We start from the raw sequence: 5,837 nt of genomic DNA, 5'->3' as shown, positions 1-5,837 counted from the left end.
ATAATAATCTACCTACTTTATTGAGATTTGTATTTTATAATTTAAAATTTGTATCAAAATATGAATCGTTTTACTGTTGTTTTTGAAGATACTTAACTTTTTTTATTTATATTTTTGCAAACCTTCTTTTATAAATTATGAAATTATATCTAATAAAAACATGATAAATTACCATATTTTTAATTTTCAATATGTTTTACCTTTGAATCAATAAAAGATTTTGGAACTGTTTTTGTAAGTACTATATCAAAATACATTATTTGATTTTTTTATAGCTACTTGATTAGAAGCTTTTAAATGTAAAGTAACTTATCGATCAATATAAAATAGTTATCTAATATGTTTTTTATAATTTTTAATAAATAACTTCAAAATAGTATAATATGAAAGATACTAGAAGAGAGCATGATTTCTTAGGAGAATTAGATATTCCTAACGACAAATATTATGGGGTACAAACCTATAGAGCTATTGAAAATTTTAATATAACAGGAATTACCCTTGTTAAAGAAAGAGACCTTATTAAGGCTCTTGGATGGGTAAAAAAAGCTGCAGCATTAGCAAATAAGGATTGTGGGGTATTGAAGCCTGAAATCGCAGATGCTATTTGTTTTGCATGTGATCAGGTTGTATCGGGAAAATACGACGATCAGTTTGTAAGTGATTTGATTCAAGGTGGAGCAGGTACCTCTGTTAACATGAATGCAAATGAGGTAATTGCCAATATCGCCCTTGAGCATTTAGGTCATAAAAAAGGAGAGTATGAGTTTGTACATCCAAACAATCACGTGAATTGTTCACAATCAACCAACGATGCATATCCAACTGCTTTTAGAATTGCACTATATTTAAAAATAGAGTCTTTTTGTGGATCTATGCAAAAAGTACAAAAGGCTTTTGCAGCTAAAGGTAAGGAGTTTGACAAGGTATTGAAAATGGGACGTACACAATTACAAGATGCTGTTCCAATGACTTTAGGTCAAGAGTTTAATGCTTTTGCAACAACAGTTGGTGAGGATTACCTTAGATTAAAAGAAGCACAAAGTTTAATCTTGGAAGTTAATATGGGAGCTACAGCAATTGGTACAAAAGTAAATGCCCCGGAAGCTTATCCAGAATTATGTGTGAAATACTTGGCAAAAGAGACAGGACTTGCTTTAACGCTTTCACCTGACTTGATTGAAGCAACAAGTGATACTGGTGCGTATGTTCAAATCATGGGAACTTTAAAAAGAGCAGCAGTTAAGATTTCTAAAATTTGTAATGATTTACGTTTATTGAGTTCAGGACCTCGTACAGGACTAAATGAGATTAATTTACCAGCACGTCAACCAGGATCTTCTATTATGCCTGGTAAAGTAAACCCTGTTATTCCAGAGGTGGTAAACCAAACTTGTTTTTATGTAATAGGTCAAGATTTAACTGTGACTATGGCCTCTGAAGCTGGACAATTACAACTAAATGTAATGGAACCAGTAATCGGTTTCGCACTGTTTACTTCGTTGGAATATTTGAAAAATGCTTTGGAAACTTTAGTTGACAAGTGTATCGTAGGAATTACGGCTAATGAAGCACATTGTGCGAATTTAGTTATGGGTAGTATAGGGATAGTTACACAATTAAATCCTATCTTAGGGTATGAAATTTGTGCGAGTGTAGCAGGTGAAGCATTGCTTTCTGGTAAGAATATCCATGAAATCGTAGTGGTAGAGCGCAAGTTAATTACACAAGAAAAATGGGATGAGATTTATTCATTAGAAAATTTAATACATCCGAAATTAATAAACTCTTAATAGTCTTTAAAACATGAAAAAGGTATTAGCAATCGTGTTTGGAGTAATGTTTACTTTCCAAATACAAGCACAAACTAAGGCAACTCAATCTGCAGATGCCCCACAATCAAGAGTAATTATTTTAGCAACTGGTGGAACAATCGCTGGTTCTGGAGAATCTTCTACTAAAGCTGCTTATACAGCTGGTAAAGTACCAGTAGATGATTTGTTAAATGCCGTTCCTCAAATTCACGACTTGGCAAAAGTAAAAGGAGAGCAAATCGCTCAAATTGGTAGTCAAGATATGAATATCGAAACTTGGTTAAAACTAAGTGAGCGTATCAATGAGATATTTGACAACAATGAAGCTGATGGTGTGGTAATTACTCACGGTACAGATACTCAAGAGGAAACTGCTTATTTCTTAGAATTAACTGTTCATTCAGATAAACCTGTTGTTCTTGTTGGGGCTATGCGTCCATCAACTGCAATGAGTCAAGATGGAAATAGAAACTTACTTGATGCAGTAATGGTTGCAGCATCTCCAAATAGTCAAGGTATTGGTGTGGTTACAGCAATGAATGAAGCTGTATTTGCAGCTAGAGATGTGACTAAAACAATTACTACTAATATTGCTACTTTCCAATCAAGAAACTTTGGACCAATTGGTTTAATCTATGATGGTAAAGTAAGCTATTACTACAAATCACTTCGCTCTTCAGCGCCTAAATTCAACATCAAAGGATTGAAAAAATTACCTCAAGTAGAGATTATCTATGGTTATGCTGATGCAAGTGCAATAACTGTAAAAGCAGTACGCGATGCTAAAGTAGATGGTATTGTTTACGCTGGTATGGGTAATGGTAACTTCAACGCTCAAGTGGGAGCTGAATTAGAAGCAGCGGCAAAATCAGGAATCGCAGTATGTAGAGCAGCAAGAGCTGGTGCAGGACGCGTTACTTTATTCAATGAGGTAGACGACCAAGCTTTAGGATTTGTTGTAGCTGATGATTTGAATCCACAAAAAGCGCGTATTCTTTTAATGCTTGCTTTGACAAGAACAAAAGATGCTAACGCAATTCAAGATATTTTCTTTAAATACTAATAAAATCAGGGTATTACTATAACTACTTCTTTTACTCACTTTTATAAATAAGAGGTTTATAGTATTCTTTAAAATATTGAAAAAGGAGCAACAAATGTATCTCTTAAGAGAAGGCATGCTCCTTTTTTTATGCCCTTATTTAAGTGAAATTAAACTGACACAATATGTTGTTAATACAGTTTATTATATTGATAGCCATGATATTAATTGGCTCTCAGATGAAAGGAATAGGATTAGGTGTGATGGGAATGGTAGGGCTTATCATTTTTGTATTCTTCTTTGATATGCGCCCAGGAGATCCACCTATTGACGTGATGCTTGTGATTATGGCTATTGTTACAACAGCCGCAACTCTGCAAGCTTGTGGAGGATTAGATTATCTTGTATATCTGGCTGAGAAAGTAATTCGAAGCAATCCTTCTAAAATAGTATTTATCGCTCCATTTACAGTGTATTTTTTCTGCTTGTTTGCAGGAACAGCTCACTTGTTATATTCGCTTTTACCCATTATATCAGAGGTAGCCGCTAAAAAGAGAATTAGACCAGAGAGACCACTTAGTGTTTCTGTTATTGCCTCTCACTTAGCAATTACTGGAAGTCCGATGAGTGCTGCTACTGCGGCTTTCGCTGGAGCGACTATATTGAATTACCAAGGAGCTTTAATTGATATAATGAAAATTTGTATTCCTGCTTGTATCATTGGAATCTTTGTTTCTTGTTTAGCCGTTTTGAAAAAAGGTAAAGAACTAAACGATGATCCAATCTTTCTTGAAAAGATGAAAGACCCTGCTTTCGCGGCGAGTTTGGACTCTACTGAGAATGGTAAACCAAAAGAAATACAAAAAGGTGCGAAACTATCTGTTATTATCTTTTCAATTGCAGTTCTTTTAATTGTACTAGCAGGAGCTTTTCCTGGAATACTACCTACGTTTGCCCCAGGTGAGGCAAGCTTGGTAATGAAAGCTACAGGTGAGATGCAAATGGTTGCTATTATTTGTATGGTAACTTTAACGGCTTCTGCAGCAATGCTTTTGTTGACTAAAACAAGTGCTGTTAAAGTAACACAAGTAAGTTTGTTTAGCTCTATGGCCACAGCCGTTGTTTCTGTTTTCGGTGTGGTTTGGATGAGTGCTACTTTTATGAGTCACAACTATGTTGAGATTCAAGGTTATTTGGAAGAGATTGTAACGATGTATCCTTGGACTTTTGCCATCGCTGTATTTGTATTAGGTGCATTGATGTTTAGCCAAGCTGCTACTACTAAAACCATGATGCCTTTGGGTATGGCTTTAGGATTGTCTAACCCTGCTTTGATTGCTATTTTCCCTGCTGTAAACGCTGATTTCGTTTTACCGGGATATCCAACGCTATTAGCGGCAATCAACTTTGACCGCACGGGAAGTACAAAGATTGGAAAGTTTGTAATTAATCACAGTTTTATGGTACCTGGTTTAGTAGCCATTATCGTTGCGATCGCCGCCGGTTTCTTGATAGGTTCCATTGTAATATAAAGTTGAAAAATAATCATATCATGAAAAAATTATTATTATTAATGGCATTAATGGGGCAAGCCGTTGTGTTTGGTCAAGCCTTAGAGAAACAATCTGGCAATGATTCTATCTCTAAACCTATTATTCCAACAGAGAAGCAAAACTTATTGAAAAACGTTGATGTAATCTTTAATATGCGTTTTGGGTTGGATAATCAATTTTTAGACGGTAATCACACCGAGTCTAAATTTAATAATAACCAAGGTCGTTTAGAAATTAAAGGTAAGATACACGAGAAAGTGTTCTTTAGATTCAGAGATCGTTATACAAAAACAAAAGAACCAGGAAGTCGCGATAATTTTGCTCGTTCTACTGATATTGCATTTATCGGGGTAGATGTGACTCCAAATACACAAGTTACTTTAGGGAAAATGAGTGCTGATTGGGGAGGATACGAGTTTGATTTGAATCCAATTGATATCGTTGAATATAATGATATCTTGGAATATGCCGATAACTTCTTAACAGGGGTTGGTATTACCCATAAAGTAAATCCAAATCACACATTTGGTGTACAAGTTCTAAATGCGCGTAACAGTGATTTTGAAGACATTTACAAAGGAACTGTGCCAGTTGGAGTAGAAACATCAAAAACTGCAATGGCTTATATTACAAACTGGAGAGGTAGTTTCTTCGATGGTAAATTCGAGACTATTTACAGTTATAGTTATTTCCAAGAAGCTAAGAAAAAAGGAATGAATTATTATTCGCTTGGTCACAAATACCAAGATAATAAACTTACCTTAATGTATGATTTTAAATACAGTAACGAGGGGCTTGATCGCAAAGGACTTGTAACGGGGATGTTAAACAGTCAAGGTGATAACCAAGCTACTGCTCAAGATGTTTCATATATGGAAAACTGGCTTAAAATGGAATACTTAGCTACACCTAAGCTTAACTTATCACTTACTTTAATGACAAGTGATGCTTATGGTAAAAATGTAACACCTGAGCAAAGTGGAACAAACCACTTACGCACAAGTTATGGTTTTATTCCAGAGCTTCAGTACATCCCATTTAAAGATATCAACATTAGATTCTTCGTTTCTTATGTTGGACGTTACTACAAACACTCAGGATTTGCAAAAGATCAATTAGGATTAGAAAACTACAATACTGGAAGACTATCTATCGGATTTGTAGCTCCTTTATTAATACTTTAGGCTATAGTGTAAATTATATTTATAATTTTTTTATTGAACAGCTATTTCATGTAAGTGAAGTAGCTGTTTTTTTGTTATTAAGTAGAAAGTTTTCTTTGTTATATTAAAAGCGATTAATTTTATTGAATATTGTTAAATAATGTATTGTTTGTTTTATAAAAATAGTATTTGTTTTATGATTATGAGATTTTTTAAATAAAAAAATATAATAAATAAGTTTGCAGGGAAATAGATAGTGTTTTTC

Annotated in this window: 4 protein-coding genes; all 4 read left to right on the top strand. The window is 34.2% G+C overall.

The features are described from left to right. The first annotated feature begins 383 nt into the window (after positions 1-383). The 4 genes from aspA to GOQ24_RS02140 all read left to right on the top strand — a co-directional run bounded on the left by aspA (position 384) and on the right by GOQ24_RS02140 (position 5,593). Complete coding sequence (gene aspA / locus GOQ24_RS02155) at positions 384-1,793, top strand: aspartate ammonia-lyase (RefSeq protein WP_160339021.1); 1,410 nt, start codon at positions 384-386, stop codon at positions 1,791-1,793. A 13-nt stretch (positions 1,794-1,806) separates the two neighbouring features. After that, on the top strand, positions 1,807-2,877 hold the full coding sequence (locus GOQ24_RS02150) for a type II asparaginase (protein WP_160339020.1): 1,071 nt from the start codon (positions 1,807-1,809) through the stop codon (positions 2,875-2,877). A gap of 164 nt (positions 2,878-3,041) precedes the next feature. After that, positions 3,042-4,388: an anaerobic C4-dicarboxylate transporter family protein gene (locus tag GOQ24_RS02145; RefSeq protein WP_160339019.1), complete on the top strand. Its 1,347-nt coding sequence runs from the start codon at positions 3,042-3,044 to the stop codon at positions 4,386-4,388. A 20-nt stretch (positions 4,389-4,408) separates the two neighbouring features. Further along, a complete protein-coding gene (locus GOQ24_RS02140; RefSeq protein ID WP_155092753.1) occupies positions 4,409-5,593 on the top strand; it encodes a porin in 1,185 nt (394 codons plus the stop codon). Positions 5,594-5,837: the final 244 nt, after the last annotated feature.

It is taken from the genome of Myroides sp. LoEW2-1, from assembly GCF_009767705.1.
GTDB lineage: Bacteria > Bacteroidota > Bacteroidia > Flavobacteriales > Flavobacteriaceae > Flavobacterium > Flavobacterium album_A.
Note: the sequence above shows the minus strand (reverse complement) of the source record. Positions and strands in the feature narration are given on the sequence as shown.